This window comes from Kitasatospora sp. NPDC043949 (assembly GCF_056435365.1).
Genome location: NZ_JBWKEQ010000119.1, coordinates 1 through 1,579 on the forward strand (window position 1 = coordinate 1; position 1,579 = coordinate 1,579).

Annotated in this window: 1 protein-coding gene; it reads right to left on the reverse strand. The window is 69.2% G+C overall.

Annotation, left to right across the window (positions count from 1 at the left end; genetic code table 11):
• Positions 1-8: 8 nt before the first annotated feature.
• Positions 9-1,454, reverse strand: a complete 1,446-nt coding sequence (locus tag AC07AL_RS38540) for an NF041680 family putative transposase (RefSeq protein ID WP_478319568.1) — start codon at positions 1,452-1,454, stop codon at positions 9-11.
• Positions 1,455-1,579 lie beyond the last annotated feature (125 nt).

Consider the following 1,579-nt stretch of genomic DNA (forward strand, 5'->3'; position numbering starts at 1 on the left):
CTTGGAATTTATCCTCGTCGGGCTTGGTGTTCCTTGATCGATTCGGCGCGTTTGACCGTCTTTCCGACGTCGTGACGCGTGGCCCGCTGCTTGTTCTTCGAGCCGGGCGGCCGTCCGGGGCCCGGCTTGGACGGTTTCGGTGCTGTCGCGGGGCGAGCGATGGTCGGGCGGATGTTGCGAAACCCCCGCCGCACCCGGGCGGGGGTGAGACGGCGGGGCTCGGCGGGCCGTTCCCAGGGGCGGCGGAGGTCCTCGGCCAGCGGCCGGGCCAGACGGAGTTGGGTGTGGGCGGCGATGATGAGCCAGGTCCACAGGTCAGCGCTGTCGGCGTGGCGGATCTTCGGGGCGGTCCAGCCGAGCGTCTGCTTCATGAGTCTGAAGGTGTGTTCCAGGTCGAATCTGCGCAGGAACGACTGCCACCAGCGGTCCACGTCCGCGCCGGTGGCGGCGGTGGCCGAGCACCACAGCCAGACCGGTTTCGGATCCCGGTCGCCCGGCAAGCGATCGACCTTCAGTCGCACCAATGTCCCGTGCAGGATCGGCAGTTCTTCCTTTGCGTGGTCCAGCCAGGGGCCGCGATGGGTGAGCCTGGGGTGCATCCGGTCCCACGCGACCGCCTCCGCGGTGCCGTAACGGGTGGTGTCCGTGACCGTGGTGACCTCGGGCTGATGCCAGCTCTCGGGCTTCGCGAAGGTGAGGACGCCGCCGTGTCGACGCGGGCGCCCGCCCCTCGGGGTGGAGCGTGTGGGGCCTGCGTCTCGGAGCATGACGCGGTCCGAGCGCAAGCGTCCGACCAGCACGACCGGAAGGTCCACGAGAGCGTGCGAGAGGTAGGCGACGTCGTAGCCGGAGTCCATCATGATCAGGATCTCCGGGTCGGCTGGCTGCCAGTGTCCGGCCTGTGTCAACCGCTCTACGACATCGCGTAGTTGGGCGGAGGTGACGGCGGTCGCGTCGTCGGCCGGCCCGAGGCGCACGGCGTCCAGCAGCGCGACCCAGGAGGTACGGCCTGTTTCCAGGGCGGCGACGAAGGAGTACGGCCAGCCGGGAACGAGCTGGTCCGTTTTGCGGTCGCCACGTCCGTAGACGTGACAGAAGAGCCGGTCGTCGCTGGTGGGGGCGTCGGGGCGGAGCCAGTTGCTCACGTCGACGGCCAGCACGATCCGGCCGTCGGCCGCCTTCGGCAGCGGCAGGCCGGCCAGCATGCGACGCAGCCGGGCCGGCTCCAGCCAGCCCCGGTCCAGCGCGGCATACAGGGCGCCGTGCCCCCGACGGTGCTCGGCCGTGAGCGACAGCTCGACGAGGGTCTTCACCGGCCCGTCCGTGCACAGCACCGCGTCGGTGAGCTCGAAGAGTGAGTCCGCGCGGGCGTAGAGGCATTCGTAGAACTCAACCCGAAAGCGGGACAGGAGAGCCAATGCCTGGCATGCGGGCGGGTCGAGGGGGAGACTCATGGGCAGCGGCCGTTCTCTCGTGCTTCGTGACTCGACATCTCGAAGCGTGGAGAACGGCCGTCTCCACTGTCCCGGGAAGAACCGCAGATCAGCAGGTCGAGTGACCGCCGAGGTTAAACAACAAG

Excerpts from the sequence above, each read along its gene's own strand:
- AC07AL_RS38540 (WP_478319568.1), bottom strand. The coding sequence starts at position 1,454 with ATGAGTCTCCCCCTCGACCCGCCCGCATGCCAGGCATTGGCTCTCCTG.